The sequence below is a fragment of the Alishewanella sp. HL-SH05 genome (assembly GCF_052655985.1).
On record NZ_CP199753.1, the window covers coordinates 3,578,962 to 3,600,741 of the forward strand.

General features: G+C 47.0%; 18 protein-coding genes. 5 read left to right on the forward strand and 13 right to left on the reverse strand.

Annotation, left to right across the window (positions count from 1 at the left end; translation table 11 throughout):
* Positions 1 to 645 precede the first annotated feature (645 nt).
* Positions 646 to 1,569, forward strand: a complete 924-nt coding sequence (locus ACUJFL_RS16385; RefSeq protein ID WP_306177847.1) for a DMT family transporter — start codon at positions 646 to 648, stop codon at positions 1,567 to 1,569.
* Here the strand turns inward: ACUJFL_RS16385 and ACUJFL_RS16390 are convergent.
* From ACUJFL_RS16390 to ACUJFL_RS16405, 4 genes are all read right to left on the reverse strand, one after another.
* Entirely contained in the window at positions 1,566 to 2,396 is an 831-nt protein-coding gene (locus ACUJFL_RS16390) for a DNA ligase (protein ID WP_445428037.1), read from the reverse strand. The genes ACUJFL_RS16385 and ACUJFL_RS16390 overlap by 4 nt on opposite strands.
* 94 nt (positions 2,397 to 2,490) lie before the next feature.
* A complete protein-coding gene (mtgA, locus tag ACUJFL_RS16395; protein WP_445425510.1) occupies positions 2,491 to 3,180 on the reverse strand; it encodes a monofunctional biosynthetic peptidoglycan transglycosylase in 690 nt (229 codons plus the stop codon).
* 170 nt (positions 3,181 to 3,350) lie between these two features.
* The gene (locus ACUJFL_RS16400; RefSeq protein WP_445428038.1) at positions 3,351 to 5,579 is read right to left on the reverse strand and encodes an exonuclease domain-containing protein; all 2,229 of its coding nucleotides are present in this window, start codon (positions 5,577 to 5,579) and stop codon (positions 3,351 to 3,353) included.
* Positions 5,579 to 6,550, reverse strand: coding sequence for a calcium/sodium antiporter (locus ACUJFL_RS16405; RefSeq protein WP_445428039.1), 972 nt, complete (start codon positions 6,548 to 6,550; stop codon positions 5,579 to 5,581). The genes ACUJFL_RS16400 and ACUJFL_RS16405 overlap by 1 nt, the downstream gene beginning before the upstream one ends.
* 136 nt (positions 6,551 to 6,686) lie before the next feature.
* On the opposite strand from ACUJFL_RS16405, the gene ACUJFL_RS16410 reads away from it, so the two are divergent.
* Entirely contained in the window at positions 6,687 to 6,869 is a 183-nt protein-coding gene (locus ACUJFL_RS16410; RefSeq protein WP_306177853.1) for a hypothetical protein, read from the forward strand.
* On the opposite strand, the gene ACUJFL_RS16415 is transcribed toward ACUJFL_RS16410, so the two are convergent.
* The 3 genes from ACUJFL_RS16415 to ACUJFL_RS16425 all read right to left on the reverse strand — a co-directional run bounded on the left by ACUJFL_RS16415 (position 6,850) and on the right by ACUJFL_RS16425 (position 11,969).
* Positions 6,850 to 9,996: an efflux RND transporter permease subunit gene (locus ACUJFL_RS16415; protein ID WP_445425513.1), complete on the reverse strand. Its 3,147-nt coding sequence runs from the start codon at positions 9,994 to 9,996 to the stop codon at positions 6,850 to 6,852. The two genes, ACUJFL_RS16410 and ACUJFL_RS16415, sit on opposite strands and share 20 nt — an antisense overlap.
* Positions 9,996 to 11,051, reverse strand: coding sequence for an efflux RND transporter periplasmic adaptor subunit (locus ACUJFL_RS16420; RefSeq protein ID WP_445428040.1), 1,056 nt, complete (start codon positions 11,049 to 11,051; stop codon positions 9,996 to 9,998). Before ACUJFL_RS16420 ends, ACUJFL_RS16415 begins: the two co-directional genes overlap by 1 nt.
* A gap of 96 nt (positions 11,052 to 11,147) precedes the next feature.
* A complete protein-coding gene (locus ACUJFL_RS16425; protein ID WP_445428041.1) occupies positions 11,148 to 11,969 on the reverse strand; it encodes a M90 family metallopeptidase in 822 nt (273 codons plus the stop codon).
* 115 nt (positions 11,970 to 12,084) lie between these two features.
* Between ACUJFL_RS16425 and ACUJFL_RS16430 the strand changes: the two genes are divergently transcribed.
* The gene (locus ACUJFL_RS16430) at positions 12,085 to 12,555 is read left to right on the forward strand and encodes a tellurite resistance TerB family protein (protein WP_445425516.1); all 471 of its coding nucleotides are present in this window, start codon (positions 12,085 to 12,087) and stop codon (positions 12,553 to 12,555) included.
* Here ACUJFL_RS16430 and ACUJFL_RS16435 read toward each other — a convergent pair whose 3' ends face one another.
* From ACUJFL_RS16435 to ACUJFL_RS16445, 3 genes are all read right to left on the reverse strand, one after another.
* Positions 12,556 to 12,876 (reverse strand): hypothetical protein, encoded by a 321-nt coding sequence (locus ACUJFL_RS16435; protein WP_445425517.1) that lies wholly within the window; start codon positions 12,874 to 12,876, stop codon positions 12,556 to 12,558.
* Positions 12,877 to 13,000: 124 nt separating this feature from the next.
* Positions 13,001 to 14,182 (reverse strand): ABC transporter permease, encoded by a 1,182-nt coding sequence (locus tag ACUJFL_RS16440; protein WP_306177858.1) that lies wholly within the window; start codon positions 14,180 to 14,182, stop codon positions 13,001 to 13,003.
* Positions 14,179 to 15,108, reverse strand: a complete 930-nt coding sequence (locus tag ACUJFL_RS16445) for an ABC transporter ATP-binding protein (protein ID WP_445425518.1) — start codon at positions 15,106 to 15,108, stop codon at positions 14,179 to 14,181. The genes ACUJFL_RS16440 and ACUJFL_RS16445 overlap by 4 nt, the downstream gene beginning before the upstream one ends.
* A 206-nt stretch (positions 15,109 to 15,314) precedes the next feature.
* Here ACUJFL_RS16445 and ACUJFL_RS16450 point away from each other — a divergent pair, with 206 nt between their 5' ends.
* Together ACUJFL_RS16450 and ACUJFL_RS16455 are read left to right on the forward strand one after the other, a co-directional pair.
* Complete coding sequence (locus ACUJFL_RS16450) at positions 15,315 to 16,250, forward strand: D-2-hydroxyacid dehydrogenase (protein ID WP_445425519.1); 936 nt, start codon at positions 15,315 to 15,317, stop codon at positions 16,248 to 16,250.
* 67 nt (positions 16,251 to 16,317) lie between these two features.
* A complete protein-coding gene (locus ACUJFL_RS16455) occupies positions 16,318 to 18,369 on the forward strand; it encodes a tetratricopeptide repeat protein (RefSeq protein WP_445428042.1) in 2,052 nt (683 codons plus the stop codon).
* A gap of 21 nt (positions 18,370 to 18,390) precedes the next feature.
* Here the strand turns inward: ACUJFL_RS16455 and ACUJFL_RS16460 are convergent, their stop codons facing one another.
* From ACUJFL_RS16460 to ACUJFL_RS16470, 3 genes are all read right to left on the reverse strand, one after another.
* A complete protein-coding gene (locus tag ACUJFL_RS16460) occupies positions 18,391 to 19,221 on the reverse strand; it encodes an RluA family pseudouridine synthase (RefSeq protein ID WP_445428043.1) in 831 nt (276 codons plus the stop codon).
* A 36-nt stretch (positions 19,222 to 19,257) separates the two neighbouring features.
* On the reverse strand, positions 19,258 to 20,292 hold the full coding sequence (locus ACUJFL_RS16465; protein ID WP_445425522.1) for a hypothetical protein: 1,035 nt from the start codon (positions 20,290 to 20,292) through the stop codon (positions 19,258 to 19,260).
* Positions 20,293 to 20,371: 79 nt separating this feature from the next.
* On the reverse strand, positions 20,372 to 21,763 hold the full coding sequence (locus tag ACUJFL_RS16470; RefSeq protein ID WP_306177865.1) for a PhoH family protein: 1,392 nt from the start codon (positions 21,761 to 21,763) through the stop codon (positions 20,372 to 20,374).
* Positions 21,764 to 21,780: the final 17 nt, after the last annotated feature.

Here is a 21,780-nt window from a genome sequence, read left to right on the forward strand (position 1 = left end):
ACGTAACTCGCGCGGCGCTACCGTCGCCGCACTCAAACACCCGTTTTCTTAAAACCTTGGACAACGATGATCAGTCGGCTCGCTCTAAGGGGAATAAAAGCCAAAGCGGTATTCGCTTAGCTGAATAGCTTGTTTGTGCAATATTGCAGACATTTCACAAGGCAATCAGCAAAGACCGCTTTCAGTTCTTAGCTGTAAGAATCTTAAAACCGAAATGCTCCTTAGTCTGATGCGCTTTTAAATCCCATTACGTTGCAAGCCGATCAAATTTGCGCGACCAAGGTTTTAAGACGAGGGGTGTTTGAGTGAGGTGCGGTAGCGCCGAGCGAGTTACCTCGTCGCCTTGGGCGGGCAAAATTGAACGGGCTTTCGCCGCAACGTGGGTCGCATTTTCTTTGGTAACTTTCTTTTGGCGAAACAAAAGAAAGTTACTCGCCAACGGCGAAAAAGTTTCTCACTACATGTTTAGCAAATGTTTAGGGGCACAGACTATGCAAAATTAAAACCTTGCGCAGCTTAATGGTTTGACTCCCAACAAAACCACCCTTGTTGCTAAACAAACCACATAAAATTCTACTTTGACTACTGTTTTAATCTTGAACAAGGCTTTATGATCAGTGCCTTTATCGCCACTGGCATCGCTTTATGCAAAACATCTTATTGTACTTAGTTACCGTGTTGATCTGGGGTTCCACCTGGTTTGCCATTGAGTTTCAACTCGGTGAAGTTGCGATTGAAGTATCACTCTTGTACCGTTTTGCAATTGCCGCTGTACTGATGTGGCTATTTTGCTGGTACAAAAAGCTCGATATGCGTTTTACGCTGCGCCAGCATGGCTTTATTTTGTTGTTAGCCACGCTCAATTTTGCCGTCAACTTTCTGTTTATTTATCAAGCACAACAATACCTGACCTCCGCGATGACCGCCATCGCCTTTACCACTATGCTACTGATGAACATCGTTAATACGCGGTTGTTTTTCGGCAAACCGGTAGCGAAACGTATTTATTTTGGTGCCTTAATGGGCATCGCCGGTATTGTGGTGCTGTTTTGGCCTGATTTAGATGGGTTAGATTTTACCAATGCCAGCTTAATCGGCTTATTGCTGATCTTATCGGGTGCACTCTCGGCCTCGTTTGGCAACATGGTCAGCGTGCGCAACTCACGAGAAGGCATGCCCATTATGCAAGTGAATGCATGGGGCATGCTGTACGGTAGCGGCGTATTATTGTTAGCGGCATTATGGCAAGGACAACAGTTTAACTTCAGTACTGAACCGGCTTATCTTGCTTCATTGCTCTATCTGGCGATCTTTGGCTCGGTCATCGCGTTTGCCAGTTATTTTGCGCTACTGAAAAAAATTGGCCCGGAAAAAGCCAGCTATACCATAGTGCTGTTTCCATTAGTGGCCGTGGTATTAAGTACCTTATTTGAAGGTTTTAGCTGGACCAGCTATACCTTTAGCGGTTTTGCGCTGGTGTTGCTGGGCAATGCTATCGTGTTGACTCCCTTTGAACGGATCCGAGCCTTATTGCGCCCCGCCACCGTGAAACTCGAACCCATGGCTTAAAAATCGGAGTGCACTTTTAAAAATCGCGCAAAACGGGGTAAGCCATGCACGGTCAGACCGTTATACCGATAGGTTATCACCGTGCCAATTTCTGGTGGTGTTTCGCGAAGCGCATCCGTTAAACCACTGCCAATAGCAAAGGTTTTGCCTTCAGGTGTTTTGACGATAAGCGCTCCAACCATACCTTGATACTTGCCCTTACCCGGGCGATAACCCACCACTTCGGCTTCTGAATCCTGATAGGTTTTCAGCTTTAATAACGCCTGACTTCTGCCGGTATGATACAACGCGGCTTGATGATGCAACATTAAGCCCTCTGCGCCAGCCTGCTCCAGCTCAGTAAGTTTAGTAAACAGTTGTTGCTTATCCGCAACACGAAACTGCGGCACAATGACGATATAAGGCGAATTGAGCTGCTGTTTAAGCGCGTGCATTGCCAAGACCCGATCACTAAAGGTTCCTGCCGCCTCGGGTAACTCAAATACGTAATAGCGAATTTGTTGCCATTCGCTCTGTACCGGTTGTTGCTTGCTCACTATGCTTAACGTGGCGGCAAACTGCTGGCGACCCAGCCACAGCTCGCCATCTAATTTTTGGCTTGGAAAATCAGCAAGAAACCAAGACGGCGCGGCAATAATATTGCCTCCTCGGCTAAGTAGTTGTTTACCATCCCAATAAGCACGCACACCATCTAGTTTCTCGCTTACCCAATAATCTTGAATGTCGACATCTTCATGGTAAATCTGAGCTAGCAGCAACTCAGGCTTAGCTGCTACCCCTAAAGGCCATGCGCACACCCACAGAACAATTAACAATCTAATCATCATTTGGCATCCTTTATTTAAAAAATAAAGTATAGCCGCTTGTTAACCTTTGCTGATTTTTTTGCAGTTGCGTCGCGGTTATTGCTACCACCAGTGATTAATGCAATATCGGGTTTAAGTAACTGCTCCCTAATTGCCGCATTTGTCGCTCGACCCAAGCGACGCGTTGACGCAAATAAGGCGTTAATTGACGTGGATCGCGCGAGCGTGGACTGGGTAACAGCACGGCGAGCCTCGCCGCCTCATTAACGGTGAGATAGCGCGCCGATTTAGCAAAATAATGTTGGCTAGCCGCTTCAACACCGTATATACCTTGCCCAAATTCAGCAAGATTGAGGTATACCTCTAAAATCCGCTTTTTACCCCAAATAACCTCAAGACTCAGTGCTAAACCCGCTTCTATGCCTTTACGTAAAAAACTTTGTCCTGGCCATAACAATAGATTTTTTGCTGTTTGCTGGCTTAGGGTACTCGCCCCCCGCAGACCACCACCATTATCAAATTGCTGTAGCGCTTGACTGATCGCCGCAAAATCTACCCCCCAATGCTGAGGAAACCGCTGATCTTCAGAGGCAACCATCGCTAACGGCACATGTGTCGGCAGTTCAGTGATGTCTATCCAATGTTGCGTCACGGGATAAGGGCTTTGCAGCATAAAAGCGGAGGTGGGTGGCGGGATAAAGCGCAGCACACACAGCAAAGTTAATAAGGCGAGGCTAAAGCACAGTAAAAATCGCCAAATGACGAGCCCTGTCCAGCCAAGCCAACTACGTTGATGTTGTGTCATTCGAACCCTCTTCATTAAAGCCATGATTCTTACAAGTTGCCCTTAACACTATAGACGATGACAGCAGCACACCTTATTAAGCCAGCAGCCTTTATCGCCGCTGGTAATGACGGCATAGCTCGATGACTTATGCCTTCTATTAAGGCAATATATGCCGCATTAAAAAGGAGTTAGGTCGTGGCGTGCTCTGGCTTACCGCGTTTGTGATTTATCAGTAAGAGTAACTGCGCAGCGGCTTTAGCATCATCTAAGGCGCGGTGATGATTCAGCAATGGAATGTCTAACGCTTGGCATAATTTGCCTAAACTGTAAGAAGCATGCCCGGGATAAAACCGGCGCATATTTACCACGGTACACAGCTGCGGCATATCCAAGGTTATGGCTAACCGAGCAAACTCGGCCTTAATAAAGCCGTAATCAAATTTCACGTTATGCGCCACGAACACCGCGCCGTTGAGAAAGGTCGCTAAGCTATCGGCTATTTCGGCAAAGGTGGGGGCGTCCACAACCATATTATTTGTAATGCCGGTTAGTCGGCTGATAAAAGACGGAATGCGCCGCTGAGGATCAAGTAAGGTGCTAAAGCTATCAATGATCTCGCCAGATTGTACTTTAACCGCACCAATTTCAATGACCCTATCACTCCCCGCTTTACCGCCAGTGGTTTCGACATCAAGTACCACATACAGACGATCAGGATCGATGATCCAATGCAGCTTTTCTAAACGGGCGTTAAACCCCGCTTGCTGCAAAGCTAACAAACGCGCGAGTTGATGGCGCTGGATCTTGTCACCCGGGGCTTTGACTTCAACAAAAGCCAGCTCATTTCCTTTGATCAGTAGCAAGTCAGGATAGCCACTACTGCAGCGCTGAAAATCTTGCGCCATATGGCGTAACAAAGTGGCTAACGCCTTGGCCGGCGCCAGCTTAATCAAAGGTAACAGTTGTTCAGCCAAGTCTTGCGGCCAAAAACAGATACTATTGCGTTTGCCAAAATGCGCGGCCAAAGCATTTAGCAGATGCTGCGTGGCCCCAGGCTCGTCTAACCACTGCAGTTTCTGTTCAATACTGTCGGCAAATTGCGAGTAAAACAGCCCAGCACTGAGATTGCGTGGCCGCCGTTCAAACGGGTTATGCAAGGCACTCGCCGGATGCTCAAATAGCTCATGCCAAAACCATAGGGCAAATAGCGCCAACCATAGGTTATTTTCGGCATGAAACGCCTGATAACCTTGGCGTTGATAATGCGCGATCACACCTTGCTCAGCTTTGCCTAAGTACAACTCATCCACACCGATACTGGGGGCTTGTTGCAGTAATTCTGTCAGTCGGGAGCGCTTAGCACTGACCGTGCCTGGCGCAGGAAAGTGCCGAGTGAAAAAATCATCGGCGAACAGCCATTCTTCATCACAGGCTGGATCATTTAACAGTTGCTGCAAATAGCTTTGGCATTGCTCGCGCTCGCCTTGCTGCCAATACAAGCGCGCCAGTCGCTCTGATGCGGGAAAATCAGCACTTTGCTGATAAAACGCGATAGCAAAATCCATTTGCCGCTGCTGCTCGGCAATCCGGCCTAGCTGATAACACCGTTCGCTGCGCTTAGTGCTGAGCTGCGGATCATCGGTTTGCGGCCAGTGTTCAACCATAGTGAGCATCGGCTGTAATTCGGCGCGGATAGTTGCCACATCCGTTAGCGGTTTCAGTTTTTTGGTTAATGCTTGGATCGGTGCTTTAGCGCTAGCAATGCTAAAAGCCAGTTGCGCTTGAGCTAACTCGGTAAAGCGAGGTTGGAAGACTTGTTTAAATTGCCCAGTTTGCCGAATACCCAGATCGCGCAGCGTAAACAGCGATAAATTGCTTTCTATGCGGCCAAAATACAGGAAATAGATATAACTTAGTGCGGCTTGCCGCTGTAACACCACATAGCGCTGTGGTAACTGGCGGATCAGTGCCAACCAATCCACTGGCAAACTCAACGCGATACGCAGCAATTGGGGTTTGGTGGCGCTTTTTTTAAGCTCTAACGGCACGGCTAATTGCTGCTGCGCCAGCTCAAGTAATTGCCATAAAGTGTGTTTGGTCAGACGTAACCAAAAATCGGTTAAATCCGCAGTCTGTAGTTCTGCGACAAAACCCTGTTGCTGTAACAGCGTTAACCAAGGTGTTGGCGCACCAATTTCATCGTAACTTAGCTCGCTATCACAAAACACTGCGCCTTTGCGATTCAGCATGCGCACCAACAACAGCTGCGCAGAGGGCGCTAAGGCAGCAAAGTCGCTAATAAAAGCCTGACTGTCTGCCGTTAACACTGCTTGATAATGCGCTGCCACAAACTGCAGCAGCTCATTAAAATGCTGTAAATAATAACCGCTATCTAACTCAGGCTTGTGATATGCCATCAGCCCAACACGGTGCTTAATAGATAACCGGTATAACCACAGAATACGGCCAGCAGCAGCGCGCCTTCAAACCGATTAATACGCCCCTGTTTTTTGTAACCAAACCCGAGCACCAATAACGCCGCAGTCAGCACCGCCATCAAGGTCCAATCGCGTGTTAATACCACGGCATCAACACTCATCGGTTGAATAGCCGCAGCGATACCCACTACCGCTAAGGTATTAAACAGGTTTGAACCGATCACATTACCCAAGGCAATATCGTGCTCACCTTTTTTGATGGCAATCAATGAAGACGCCAACTCTGGTAACGAGGTGCCCACCGCCACCACCGTTAAGCCGATGACTAAATCGCTGACACCCAATGATTGTGCAATAAACACCGCACCGTACACCAACATCCGCGAAGCCAAAATCAATAACAATAAGCCTACCAGCAACCAGATTATCGATTGTTTTAAGCTCATACTCTCCGCGTTGGCCAGTTCGGAATTCATTTCGACTGCCATCGGATCGCCAGGGTTACGCATGCCTTGCCATACCGACCAAATCATTAACAGTAAAAACACGCCTAACAAACACCAAGCATCAAACCGTGTTAACTGATGATCGAATAATTGCCAACCTGCAAACAATGTTACGCCTAATAAAATGGGTAGCTCTTTTCGCAGCACTTGCGAATTAACCGCAATAGGGCTAATCAACGCGACTAAGCCTAAAATTAACGCAATGTTGGTGATATTCGAGCCATAAGCATTCCCTAAAGCCAAAGCGGGATTACCATCACTGGCTGCCATCGCCGACACCACCATTTCGGGTGCTGAAGTACCAAAACCCACCACTAACATACCAATCAGCAACGGCGGCATACCTGCATATTTAGCTGTTGCCGCCGCGCCATCTACAAATTTGTCTGCACTCCACACCAGCAAGCCTAAGCCTGCTAACAACGCTAATACCGCCAGCAACATAATGACCATTCCTTTTAAGAGATTGTGGGCAGTTTAACATGCGTATGATAAGGTCAATAGAGTGGCGAACGGTGCCTTGATAAATATATATCGGGCCGTGTTCGCGGTGTAAACACGTTGAAGGATAAATAACAAAATGGCGTTACTTGGCATTCTAGCAGTTTTATTTTTGGCCTTAATGATTTTAGTGCCCGTTATGGAAAAGTTTGCTAAAAAAGGCGATGCAGCAGAGCAGGACTATCGTAAATACAGTCGCTGGATCCTGCCGTTGGTCGCCTTAGTGTTAATCGCGCAATTACTTAAGATGTTATTCGCGTAAAACGCGGTATGGCATTAAATACCGAGATTAATAATGCCGGTAAGAAGAGTAAACTGACGACCGTAGACAGCAGCAAACCACCTAACACTATGACCCCCACGCCACGATACAACTCTGTGCCTTCACCAGGGAGGAACACTAAAGGCGCTAAACCAAACACTGTCGTTGCGGTGGACATTAAAATAGGCCTTAACCGTGTAGCCACCGCGGCCAACACTGCGGCTTGTACCTTACCTGGCTGTGCTGCAAAATTACGCCGGCTTTGATCAACAATCAAAATGGGGTTGTTCACCACTGTGCCGAGCAAAATTAAAAACCCCAACATGGTGATCATATCAAAGGGTTGATAAAACCCGCTTAGCCCCATCGCAGTAAACACACTCCCCGTTGCGTTAATGGTGACCAAACCGACCAGAGCCGCCGCCAGCCCTAAGGGCACAGTCGTTAAAATTAACAGCGGATAGCCCCAATGCCGGAAAATGGCAACCAGTAATAAATAGATTAAGACAATCGCAATCATAAAGTTACCACTGAGCGCCGCCTTAGTGGCATCAAGCTGATCCGAGGCACCCGTAATATCGAGGCTAACGCCCTGGGCAATGGCGCCTTGTTGTTGTAATTGTGGCACAAGCTGTTGCTGTACTTGCTCAACAGCGGTTTCTAACGCGACGTCGCGAGGTGGAATAATATACAACGTGACAGTTCGTAAACCATTTACCCGCCGTAAGTTATCACTGTCGGCCACTTCACGCAGTGAAGCCAACGCACTAAGCGGTAATACTGCGCCAGCCGGTGTATGCAAGGGCGCTTGCCCCAACGCGGCCAATTGTTGTTGATTACCCGCCGCACTGAATAAGAAAATATCCACTTTATCGTCGTTCAAGAAAAACTCGTCAACAAAGGCACCATCGCTTAACGCGGCAACATCAAAGCCAAAGTCTGCCGCACTGTAGCCTTGCTCTGCCAAGCGTTGCCAGTTGGGGCGAATTTCAATCAGCGGCTGATCTAAAGACAACGACGACGGATCAGAATTTAACTGTGGGTTGTCAAATAGCTGTTGTGCTGCCAAATAGGCGGCATCGGCAGTCGCATATAAACTCGCCAGATCAGGCCCAGAAATATCCAACGCCACCGCACGGGTACCGCCATCATTACTGCTAATTATGGAACCTCGTGAAGAAAAAGCCCGCATCCCAGGATACTGCCGAAATAACGCCGTTAAGCGATCCATCATCGCCTGTATATCCGTTGCTCGCACCGGCTCACTCATCAACCAAATTCGCCCTACTGACACATTCATTGAATAATATTTCAAAGGGGGCATAATGGTTGTACCCTCGTCAAACGATTGCGCGTCTGCCAATACATGCGGCTCTAAAAACGCCCTGACCTCTTCGGCTATCATCGCCATTTCAGTGAGGTTGTAACCGGGTGGCGCAATCATCAATGAAAATGCTTTCGGCTCTTCGCCCTCGGGCAGGTACTCGGCAGGGGGCATTAACCAAGCGGCTAAGCCCAAGGTAAAGACGAGTGTGCTCAGCATAACGGCTGCCCGCCGCTTACCGTTGGCAGTTAGCCGATTTATCACAGCCAATATTCGGCTTGGCGCAGCTGATCCGCCCGCTTGAGCCGCAGCTTGACCACCAAATCCCATTCTGGCTAAGGCGGAAGGTACCACAAACACTGCCACTAACATCGAGGCAATTATCGCCGCGGCAATCGATATCGCAATGTCGGAATACAACTGCCCGGCTTCTTCCTCGATAAACAAAATAGGCAAAAACACCAACACCGTGGTCATGGTTGAGGCTAATACCGCTGGCCAAACATCACGCACACCGGCTAAAGCGGCATCAAACTTAGTTAAGCCCCGTCGCCTGGCTTGCTCAATACTTTCAAGCACCACAATGGTGTTATCCACCGTCATACCAATGGCAAAGGCGACTCCCGCTAAAGAAATGACATTGATGGTGCGATCAAATAATAACAAGCCAAGGAATGACGCAATGGTGCAGATTGGCAGGCCAATAATGCCGACAAGTGTGGCACGGCCAGAACGTAAAAACAGATACATAACCAGGGTTGCTAGAGCGGCCCCTAATGCTAAGTTGGTCCAGACATTAACGATAGAATCTTCAACATAACGCACGTCATCGCCAATCAGCATCAGTTGCAAACCTTGTTGCGCTAATAAATCTTGATTAAGCTGCGCTACAACCTCCAACATACCTTGTTTAATGGCGATAACATTGGCACCACTTTCGCGGCTGACAGATAAACCTATAGCTTGCTCACCGTCTGCATAGGAAAGTTGCCGCACTTCAAAATGATCTAACACCAAGCTGGCAACATCACGCAGTCGCACTTGTTCAGCGCCGCGTTGTGCAAGGATAACGTCTTCTAATTCGTTTAAATTATCGAAACGGCCGATCACCCGCAATAAATAACGTCGTTTACCGTTATCGATATCACCTGCAGAGCTATCGCGGTTACGCTCGCGAATGGCTTGGCGCACATCACTCATACTTAAACCGCGTTGTGCCAATTTAGCCGGATCGACCAGCACCTGAATTTGCCGCTCAGCACCGCCGCTGACACCAATTTCAGATACCCCAAGCACGCGTTCCATACGGGGCCTAACCACGTCTTCAGCGAAATCCCGCAGCATGTCCATGTCTAATTGCAGCGGGTTGCCGGCAAGGGGCATTAAGCGGTAATACATAAAGGCATTTGCGGAAAATGAGCTGCTTAATAAGCGCGGTTGGTCGACATTTTCAGGATAACTAGACACTTGGCTTAAGGCATTACTGACTCGGATCAAGGCTTCATTAACATCCACCCCGAATGGAAACTCTAACTCAATGTTAGCTGAGCCAGTACTTGCTCTGGAAATCATCCGCTGCAAATTAGGCAAATTGCGTAAATAGCGCTCTTGCTCAATTAAAATTTCTTTTTCAATATCTTGCGGCGTGGCACCAGGCCAGCCCGTGACCACACTGATGGTTCTAACTTCCAAATCAGGGATCATTTGCACGGGTATTCGAAAAGCGGCAACAATACCCAACACACAAATAATTAAAACAGCAACCGTTAAAATGGTGCCATGGCGGATTGCGGCAGCTAACATCAGTTGCCTCCTGCCACGCTAACTAACCGAACCGCTTGGCCATCACGTAAATTTTCATTACCTCGCACCACCACCGCTTCACCTTTGGGTAAACCCGACACAATTTCTACACCGGCAGTGGTATTACGCCCAAGTGTCACAAGTCGGCGATAGGCTTTACCGTCAGCAATAGAAAACACACTGAATTTGCCATCAGCATGGCGTAGCAACGCGTCAGCAGGCACCACCAAGACTTGACGCTCACGTTGTTGAAAATGGAATACCGCGCGGGCTGACGTACCTGGCAATAAGCCACTAAGCTGACTCTCGACGGTGAGCCTTGCCAGAAAACTTCGGGCATTACCGCTGGTCACGGGGACATCGGCCGTTAAAGTGGCTGACAAGGCGTTATTAGGATAAAGATCAGAGATAACATCAATATGCGAAAGGTTCGCTAAGGCGGGGTAATATTCTTGTGGTAATTGCACGTCAAGATACAACGGCGTTAAGGCCACTAAGCGAAATACTGGGGCACCTAAGTTGACATACTCACCCACATCAGTGTATCGCTCAACCACCACGCCGGCAAAAGGTGCGGTTAACTGGTGACGTGCTACTTGCTCTTGCTGCTGCGCCAGCGCCGCAGCTGCTTGGCGTTTTAGGGCCTCGGCTTGACGCAATGCCGCTTTTCTTAACGCTAATTCCGTTTGTGGAAAAAGCTGTTGCGACGTCAGCGTTTCGGCTTCGGCAACCAAGCGTTGCTGTTCTTGTAAATTGACTTCAGCTAACGCTAATCCCGCTTGAAACTGTGCTAAATCATGTTGCGCTAAGGCAGCATCTAAAGTCAACAACACGTCACCCGCTGCCACACGTTTACCGGCATCGACGTGGACTTGCGCGACCAAACCTGCTGTTTTACTCGATAAATTCGCATCTTGACGCGCAGTTAAAGTACCCGAAACGGTCAGTTGCTCTGCCAGACTGTTAGCCACCGGCTGGATCGATTGCACCGGCACAACATCTTTTGCCCACAAGACACCACTCCACAGTAACGATATTGCCAGTAAATGCCGCATTGTCTCTCCTTATCATCAGCAGGTTAACCTGATCTGTTATGCGTAAAGTGGGCATCACGATCATTCAGCGCACGGTGAGAGACAGCATTTAAGCGATCAGTGCCAACTTAACGGGTCTAATCGATAAAAGTAGCTCAATTGTTGATACAATGCCGGATGCTGTTGCGCTAACTCGGCGGCCTGTTCAAAAAACACCTCTGATAATACCGCAAAAAACTCTGCTGGGTTGGTTGCCGCGTAAGGGTCAATCAGCACGGGTTGGCCTTGTTGTAGCTGCCATCGTAATTGATCAAAGGCTTGCTGCATCACTTGAGACCATTGCTGATAATCTCTACTGCGTTGCAATAATGGTGCACCTTGTGCATTGCCATGTTCTTGATCTAACTGATGCGCAAACTCATGGATCACCACATTGTGACCATCCTTTGGATTGGCGGCGCCAGCCAAAGTATCTTGCCAACTTAAAATCACCCGCCCTTGTTGCCAAGATTCCCCACTGAGAATACGCCGTTGTTCACTGACTAAGCCCGCTGCATCTTGTTGCGCATTGGCCACAATAAAGGCGGCAGGATAAATCAAGATCGATCTTAGCTGCGGAAAGTAATGATTGGGTCGGTTTAATAACAGCAAACAGGCTTGCGCCGCTATGGTCACGCGCATTTCATCGGTAACGGTTAAGCCTGCACAGCCTACAAAATCTTTCTCTGCAGTAAACACCTGAATATGTTTTTTTAATTGCAGCTGCAGATCAGTGGGCAAGGCGCGATAATAAGGTAACCGCTTTTTTAAGATCTGCCGCCAAGGCTCGGGAAAAGGCCGAGCGCGGATTCGCTGCCGTTGCCAACGTTGATAGTAAGGCTGGCCAAAGATAAAACCACTGATTAAGATGGTCAGTATTAATAGGATAACTAAGGGCACTTAGGTGCTCCAATAAGAGGCAGTCGAACTCTTTTAGTGGGGTGAGGTCTGACAAAATTCAAGCATTTAGCGTCAAGCAGTTAGGCGCTATGGCTGCAGTGATTTAGGAGTTGTCATGTTTAATCTTTTAAAAAACTTACTCGAAAAAGCCAGTAACGATTGGCAAGGTGCCGGCGCGGCTGAACAGCATTGGCAACAAGCTGGGCTTAACGAAGCAGAATTTATGGCCGTGGTACTGATGTTACAGTTATCTCACGCAGACTTTGACAGCGCTGAAGCAGAGCAGCAACTGGTGCAACGCTATTTATCAGAGGAATATCAATTAACCCCAGAGCATACCAAAAAGGTTTTTGCTCAGGCGCAGCAAATGGCGGCTGACTCAACCTGCTTACACGCTTACACCTCGAAACTAAAAAGTTTAACCGAGCCGCAGCGCATTGCCGTTTTAGACCAGTTATGGAAAGTGGCTTATGCCGATGGCAATATCGACCCACATGAAGATGCGATGTTACGCAAAGTAGCGGATTTACTGTTCATCCGCCACAGTGATTTTATTCAAAGTAAGCTGGCCAATAAACCCACTTAACTAACGTGGATCGGCGTCATCTTTGTGGATAACTTCGCCTTCAATTACTTGACCGCCAGAACGCGTGTGGCTTTGCTGTTGCTGCTGATATTGACCGGCCTGCCCTCTAAATTTACGCATGCGTTGCCGATGCCGAAAAATCAAAATGGGGATCAATACCCAGCTGAGTACTAAGGCAAACAACAGTAAAAAGGCCCCGACCATCAGCATGACACCCAGTACCAACCAGGCGAGTACACGCTGTACAAAGCTGCCTCGATGCTGCAGCTGAAACTGGCGCTGCCAAGCGGCTGCTTGCTGGCGAAAGGATGAATCAAACATAATAACCTCATTTAATTTGCTGCAGTAAGTGGAACCTTGCTCTGCAAAAAGCACCACCGTGTTACCACGGCAGCTTATTATCTCTTATCAGGCTGAGCCTGACCTGAATAGTTCAAAAATACGATTACTCGGTTTTATTGCTCAGTGCCCAGCGCATAATATCGCCCCAACTCGGTTCTTTGCCATACATCTGCATACCGCGTAAAAAGATCCGCCCAGCTAAACGCCTTAACCAATACAGCGTACCCAGTAGCAATAATAACGATAGCAAGGGTTGCCACCAAGCAAGTTCTACCATGGCTAATCTTACCGGCATAGCCGCAAACGACGTTAAAGGTAACCAACTGAGTAAAGTCATGCCAAAGCCAGTGGGGCTATCGATGACCAAGTAAGTAAATAACAGCGGTAACCATGTCACCATCATTACCACCCCTTTACCACTGGTGTTCGGATCGTCAATCGATGCGGCAATGGCCGCCATAAAACAGGCGCATAACAACAAGCCAATTAAAGCAAACGGGACTAGCCAAGCGATGACCGCCCAATTTAGCCAAGTAAAATCCACCGGCTTATCGGCGATAAACAACAGCGTGATCACCGTACTTAACACGATGACTAAACTGGTGGTAAACATGGCTTTCATTGCGCTTAAGCTGTGCCCCAGCACCTTGCCATCAATCCACTGCTGTGGCGTTACAATAGCGAATAACTGTTCGGTTACGCGTTGTTGTTTTTCACCGGTAATGCTCATCAGTAATTGGCCAAAGGCCGTCGATAAACCAATCAGTAATAAAAACAATAAACCTATCGCGATCATCTTCTCCGGCCGATCACTGCCCTTGTAGTTGTCATCCAAATAACGCATTTCAAGGGTAACGGGCTCTTCTAATGTCGCTAACTGTGCCGCAGACAAACCTTGTGACTGACCATAAACTTGCCGAAAGTACTTTTGTAACTCGCTATCCAGTGTTTGCTGCCATTTTTTACCCGATAGCGTATGCACCACAATAGCCTCAGCCTCTTCGCTGACCACCGCATGCCAAGTCTGAGTCTCTTTTAACTGTGTCAATTGCTCATCTAAGGTTATCGTAGGCCGCTGAAACTGAAATTGCTCAGTATTTTCCAACGTAAAATGCGCAGGAACTGCAATCCGATATTGATGCCGGCTTTCGTCCACAAAAAAGCTCCAAGCCACCACCGCAGCCATCACCAACACCATTAACAGGTAGGAGATCAGCTGTTGTTTCCACTTAAAGAAGCGTAAAAACTCCCATTTAGCGACAATTAAACTTTGCTTAGAGATCATGCTGCACTCCCTTGCTGATGCTCGGCCATGGCCGACACATATAATTGATGTAAATCGGCTGCTTGCATGGTCACGGCGCGCACAGTGAACGAGTCCAACACTCGTTGTAGACAATGTGTAAGATCAGTGCTGTTGGCCAAAGTGACACTAAAACTGTGACTCGACTGCCATTGCCAATGCTCATCAGCCAATACTGACGCTAAGCTGTCTTCACTAACAGCTTGTTCAGTTTCAATTAACACCACTTGCTTTGGCTGTGCTTGTAGGCGGATCTCGGCTAAAGTGCCCGCTAAGACTACTTTGCCCTTTGCCATCAGCAACATGCGGTCAGCCAGTTTTTCTACCATCGCCATCTGATGAGCACTCAGGATCACCGTCATACCTTGCTGGCGCAACTCTTTTAAAAAGGCGACGACTTTTTCCTGATTGAGTGGGTCTAAGCCAGAAAATGGCTCATCCAAAATCACCACGGCCGGCCGATGGATCACAGCCGCGATCAGCTGCACTTTTTGTTGATTGCCTTTTGATAATTGCTTTAAATCTTCGTGTCGCCGTTCGGTTAACTCAAATACCTCTAACCAATGCGTCATCTGCTGCTGTGCGGTGACTTTGCTTAAACCATGCAATTGCGCTAAATACAATAAATTTTTCTCAACGCTTTTATCCGGATATAAACCCCGGTCTTCGGGCAAATAGCCCAACTGGCGACGCGGTATATGGTTATAGCGCTGCTGTTGGTATTCGACCTGAATAGTGCCTGTATCGGGCAACGTCATTCCCACTAACATACGAATAATAGAAGACTTACCCGCACCGTTTGGACCGAGTAACGCAAAGATCTCACCCGGTTCGATAGTAAAACTAACACCCCGCACGGCTTGTACCGTGGCATAAGATTTTTCTATAGCCGATACCGCTATTCGCATGCTGCTTTCTCCTGTATGAAAATACGATAATAGCAAAGCCACTGCGCTAATTCACAAGCAATTTGTTAGCAAATGTATAACAAAAATCTCAGAACCACTTAGCCAATGGTCTAACAACAACACTTGCTGCATTTTAGCTACGGCTATGGTAAAACTGTTTAATTGCTCTATCGCTAATTTATAGCTTTGGTCTTTAAGAATAAATTATGTCTCTTCAACTGGTTTTTTTAGATGCAGCCACCTTGGGTGATGCAGATTTTTCAGCGTTAAAGCATATTGATGGTGAATTAACCTTACACGATTACAGTACAACTGCGCAGATTGTGCCGCGCTTGCGCAATGCTGATATTGCTATCGTGAATAAATGCATCTTAGATGCCGAGGTACTGAAGCAGCTACCGCGTTTAAAAGCGATTATGATTAGTGCAACCGGCACCGACAATATTGATTTGGACGCGGCAGCAGCAGCCGGCATTGTGGTAAAAAATGTGCGTAACTATGCCGAAACGGCGGTGCCGCAGCATGTTTTTGCGTTATTACTGGCACTCACCAATCAACTTATTGGCTATCAGCAGCGGGTTGCCGCGGGCAAATGGGCACAAAGTCGTTCTTTTTGTTTGCTGGATTTTCCGATAATGGAATTAGCCAATAAAACCATGGTGATTGTGGGTTATGGTGCTTTGGGTCAAGCTACGGCAAAATTAGCGGCAGCTTTTGGTATGCAGGTAATTATTGCAGAGCGCCCTAGCGCAACGGTGGCAAGGCCAGAAAGAATGCTGATGGCAGAAGCCTTTGCTCAAGCCGATGTGGTGTCATTACATTGTCCGTTAACGACAGACACACGAGCTTTTATTAACGCACAGCGGCTGGCATGGCTAAAACCCGGCGCGATTTTAATTAATACCGCACGAGGCGCGTTAATCGATGCCGCAGCATTAATTAATGCTTTGCAACAAGGAAAACTGGCGGCCGGTTTAGATGTGTTAGCCGAAGAACCGCCCGCGCCCGACACGGCGCTGTTGCACTGTGCCTTACCGAATTTATTAATTACCCCACATATTGGGTGGGCCAGCCGCGAAGCCAGAGCACGGATGGTGGGCAAAATTGCTGACAATATTAATAACTTTATAGCAACACAGTAGAATACTTCACACCATGCGCCAACAAGTTGAATGCAGTGGTCAACAACCTAATAAGAGCAAAAGTGCTATGAAATGCCTGACGTTTGTTACCTTTATACTACTGTTTATCAGTACGAACTTAGCCGCAGAAACGCTGAGCTCGAGAATGCGTGATGCAGCAAGCAGCAGTGAACATGCCGAACAAGTGATCACGTCGCTACAAACGCAAACAGAGAACAGCCTAAGCACCGAAGACTATTTAGTCTTAGCAGAAAGTTATCAAACACTCGGCAAACGTGAAGCCGCTTTAGATGCGGTTAATAAAGCAGAAAACATGGCGCCAAGCGATTATCTTCGCGCCATGAGTTTGTTTCATAAAGCGCAAATCTATGGCATTTATTTTCAAGACGCCGAGATGGCACTAGTGCAATTAGTTGAAGCTGAAAAGCACCTAATCTCGTTAAAAGATGTGGCTGCAAAAGTGCTATTGAGCGATGTATTGAACAGCTTTGCCTCTGCTAATAACGTATTGGGTAATCTTAGCCAAGGCTTAGAATATGCCAAGCGGAGTTTGCTGTTAGCTGAAGAGCTTAGCAATACCCCACGCCAGTTGAATGCCTTAGTACTGATTGGCCGATTAGCATTGCAAAATAACCAATATAAAGTCGCCTTTAGTCATTTTGAACGAGCACTGGTCATTGCCCGTGAGTTATCGGATGACGAACAAATTGCATCGATTTACTTCCGCATGGGCATGGCTTATCGCAAACTTGATCAACATGATCTTGCCCTCACTCACTTTCAACAAGCGGCTGAACGCTATCAACAATTAAATCGGCTGTCGAATTACAGTCATGTACTGATTTACATGGCTGAAAGTTATATGGAAGGTGAACAGCAGATAGCACAAGCTGAAACTTTACTGCAACAAGCCTTAGAGATCGCAGAGCAATTACAGCACAAACAGCGCACCGCTTTGGTCTATTACAGCTTGGGCCGCGCCGCACTTTTAAGTAAAAACTACCCACAATCAGAACAGTATTATCAATTGGCTTTTGAGAACTTTAAACAGTTAAACATCCGCAGCATGATGCAAGAAACTGCGTTGGCCATTGTTAAATTATTCATTACGCAACAACGTTATGCTGAAGCAAAAGTGCTGCTAAATGAATTAAGCCCGGATATCGAACAAGCCGCTATTTTTTTACAATTGCGCTATCACGATAGCGCAGCAGCTTTAGCGAGCGCGGCAGGAGATTGGCAACTAGCCTATACCTTACAAGAAAAAGTCACTCAATTAAATCAACAAGAATTAGCAGAACAAATGCAGTACAACATGGCTGAGCTAAGCGAAGGCTTATCAGAACTTAATGAAGCAGAGCAATATCGCCAGCAATTAACCGCATTAAAACAAACCTTAGCAGAAACAGAATCTCGCCAATTTTTATTGCAAGCGTTACTGGTTTTACTGATTTTTATCTGCTTTGTTTTTTGGCAATTGGTGCGCCGGCAACAAAACGCCGTCACGCCTTCGGTAGTGCCAGAGTTAGCGCCACCACAATGGGTCCAGTTCCGTGAGAAGGCTAAAGTGCTGGATCAACAGCAAACACAAAGCTTACTCGTTATTATGCCGCGCCAGCGTGCTGCCTTACAGCGGCAATTTGGCCGACGCATTGTCACCAATATGCTGAAACAATTAGCACAAGAGCTTGATACAGAGGCGGTTAACGCATCCTTTAGTGGCAGTGAAATGCTTTGGCTCGCCGTTGACAGCCAAGATAAAGCCGCACAAAGTGCTTTGTTAGAACAAGCCATCCAATCATTCAGCAATAAATTGCTCGCGCTAGGTGTTGCACCCGCTATCTTAACGGCAGAACTGGAATTAGCTTCATTACTAGGACCCAATTGGCACAAACGTGATTTGAATGGTTTAACCGATATCGTATGGTTTGGTTGGTCATTACTTGAGCAATCTCCGCCAACGGACCTGGCTTGGCGGTTAAGTTTCACCACTGAACATGCTAGGCCCTGCGAATGGCAGGTAGAAGATTTACGCACAGATATTGTCAATGCTTATCGCTTGGGCGAACTGACCATTTTGGTCAATCAACAAGCTTTAACGCCAGATCAAGTCGATTAACCCCCTAACCTGTTTACCCTATCACGCTATGCGCAGTGCCGCTGGCAGCTCAAAATGCTGCTGGCGGCGGCGTAATGGACAGTTAAAACTTAAACTGACCGCTTGTAATGCCAACCCTGCCGCCGATTTATTGCCACTACCATAGTGTGGATCGCCTAACACCGGATGGCCAACACTGGCAAAGTGACGACGAATTTGATGTTTTCGACCACTGATTAACTGCACATGAAGTCGGCTGCAATCGGTAACGGCATTATAATCCTCAACAGTAAAACGGGTTTCTGAGGCTTTATTGTCTAAAGGTAAGCTGATCACCCCATCGGCTATTAAATCGGCAGATAATTGGCCTTTTACCGTGATGGCGTAACCTTTGGCAATGTGTCGCTGCGCAATTAATTGACTAAAAGCGGCAGCCGCTTTTTTGCTGTGAGCAAGTATAACTAAGCCACTGGCCTCACGGTCTAAGCGATGTAATAAAAAAACCTGCCGCGCGGGGGTAAAGTGCTGCTCAGCAAAGCGCAGTAAACTCAGATGATCGCCCCACTCATTGCCTTGCGACAACATACCTGCCGGTTTAAACCAAATGCTGTAAGCCGTTTCATCAAATAATAAGGTTGCCGGCGCACATTGCCGCTGCAAAATATCCTCATCGTAATTTAACAGTAGTGTTGCACCGGGCTTTAACATAAATTGAGCGCGGCGCAACCGTTTAAACGGCTTGCCGACTAACTGCACTGCACCTTTATTCATCGCATCTTTTAAACGGCCTTTACTTAATTCAGGAGCAGCGGAGACCAGTAAATCGATAGCCGAGATGGCCGAAGTTACCGGCAGTTGACGAGACAACTTCATAATATATTCTCAGCCCTTGCCATTGGCAAAGGTATATCAGGATTTCAATCGGCTGATCTTATCAAAGATCTCTTCCCAACCACTAGGAATATGTCTTACGCCAGCCTGATCGCGGATCGCTCGCTCAACATGAACCGTTAAACGCCGCACCGGCCTCACCACTTTTTGCTTGTAACGATACGCATAACCTAAACTTGCCAGCGACAACACGACAAGATAGCCAATCCAATAAGCGATAAAGCTTTTAAAGCCGGCACTAAATAAGCCATTCCGTGCTTCGAGCATCGCTAAAGAAAACGGTTGCCGACCTATCCGTTGTAATTGCAATAACATTTCATCGACCTTGCTGTCGTCTTTTGTCGTGCCACCGAGCATATGGCCATGCTCATCTAGTAACAGGAAATCAGCCCCCGGTGTTTGCTGTTGTAATGGCATCAACAATAAAGGAACATCTAACACAAATAAGATATACCCCGCCCCACCATTCGGCTGCTGGATACGTTGGCTTAGCAATACTTTGTTTTTACTTAACGCCAAAGTCGCTAAACCTAGTTTAGCTGAGCCTTCAGCTTGCTCATATTGCTCAAACCACGGCACTAAACTCGCTAAAGTTGCGGTGAACTGTGTCTGCGGATTAGCATAAATAAAATGTTGTTCTGACACATACACAATGCGCTCTAGCGCGGGTTGCATCAATTCGATAGCCGTAAAGGCTAAATCGAGATGCTGCAGTAATAACAATTCGCTGGCCACACTGTCGGTTTTCTCTACTAACTCCGCGGTATTTAATGGCTCTCCCTGACGATTATGCAGCTTTAACGAAAGCGAGCTTTGCAAAGCAGCTTGCTCACTAAACGGCAGTTTGGTTAACCAATCAAGCAAATTCAGCAGCGGTTGTAGTTGCGTGTCAATTTGTGCGGCTTTAAATTGCAAACGTTGTTCGGTGTGTTGTAGCCGGTTATCGATGGTCAATAAAAAGTGACAGAGTGCCGCAACAAAACTCAACATTAGGACGAATAGCGCCGCCAATTTGACCGTACGGCGATATTCGTAAAGCGCTGGATTTTGCATCAACCTTTCCTTGTTAACAATTGCGTTGAAACTAAATTAGCGCGTTTCATTAATTAGTCAATCTATCCATCGCAGAAAACTACAAGTTCGCCTCAGCAAAAGAGGCTAATCGACTACGAACAACCCCATTTAAATTAACGGTAGTACTGCCTTCAAAGTTTTTAAAACGCTCCACAATGTAAGTGAGCCCCGAGGTCACCGCAGTAAGATAATTACTGTCTATTTGCGATAAATTACCTGAGCAGATTAATTTTGTTCCCTCGCCACAGCGGGTAATAATGGTTTTTAACTGCGCTGCGCTTAAATTTTGGCATTCATCTAAAATAACAATGGCATTTTGAATACTGCGGCCACGCATAAAGTTAACCGACTTAAACTGAATATTCGCCTTTTCCATAATGTAATTCACGCTGGCATGCGGATGTTCGTCGGTTTTGTGCAGTACTTCTAGCGAATCAGTAATGGCCGCCAACCAAGGTGCCATTTTTTCTTCTTCAGAGCCTGGTAAAAAGCCAATAGACTCGGCAATTTCAGGTGTATTCCTCGTCACAATGACTTTATCGTAAATGCCTTTTTCGATAACCATCTCCAGCGCGGCAGCTAAGGCAATTAGGGTTTTTCCGCATCCGGCGGGGCCAGTTAAAATCACCAAATCCATTTGCGGATCGAGCAAGGCATTTAAGGCCATGGCTTGATAAATATTTTTTGGATGAATCCCCCAAGCATGTCGATGCATTAATCGCTCATAACCGAAGTCTTGGATTTTTAATTCGTGCTCGCTGACTGCCAAAACCTTCCCAGCAAAAGTTTCAGCCTCATCGACTAGATACTCGTTAACATAAGCATTAGGTAAGACCTTTCGGTTGATGTAATGGACCGTATCGCGCCCTTCATTCACACTGTGACATTCTCCGACTTGTGGCCAAAATTCTCCGGCAAATTTGTAATAGCCCTTATAGAGAAAGCGTACATCATCTATCAGTTGGTCAGTGCGGTAATCCTCTACATGCTTTAAACCCGCACCCTTGGCTTTTAAACGCATATTGATGTCTTTTGTCACCAATATGACTTTTACAGGGCTTTTTTCGCGCTGCAAATACAAGGCGGTGTTAATGATCAGATGATCGTTCTCGCCGCCGGGTAAACCAGGGATTTCATCTTTTAGATGGTGATCGTTAACAATAAAAATATGACCGGCGGGCTTGGCATCTTGGCGGCTGGGTAACGCCACACCGTGCAGCATTTGCTCTGGGGAGGCGTCTTTTAAAATATCTTCTAACGCACGAATTGCCACTCGTGCATCTCGGCTGACGTCTTTATTTTTATCTTTTATATGATCAAGTTCTTCTAATACCGTCATCGGTATCACAACATCGTTTTCTTCAAAATTGAGGAAGGCAAAAGGTTCATGCAACAAAATATTGGTATCTAGAACATAAATTTTTTTCGCTTGCTGTTTTTTCCGCGCCATAAGCACTCCTTTATTTG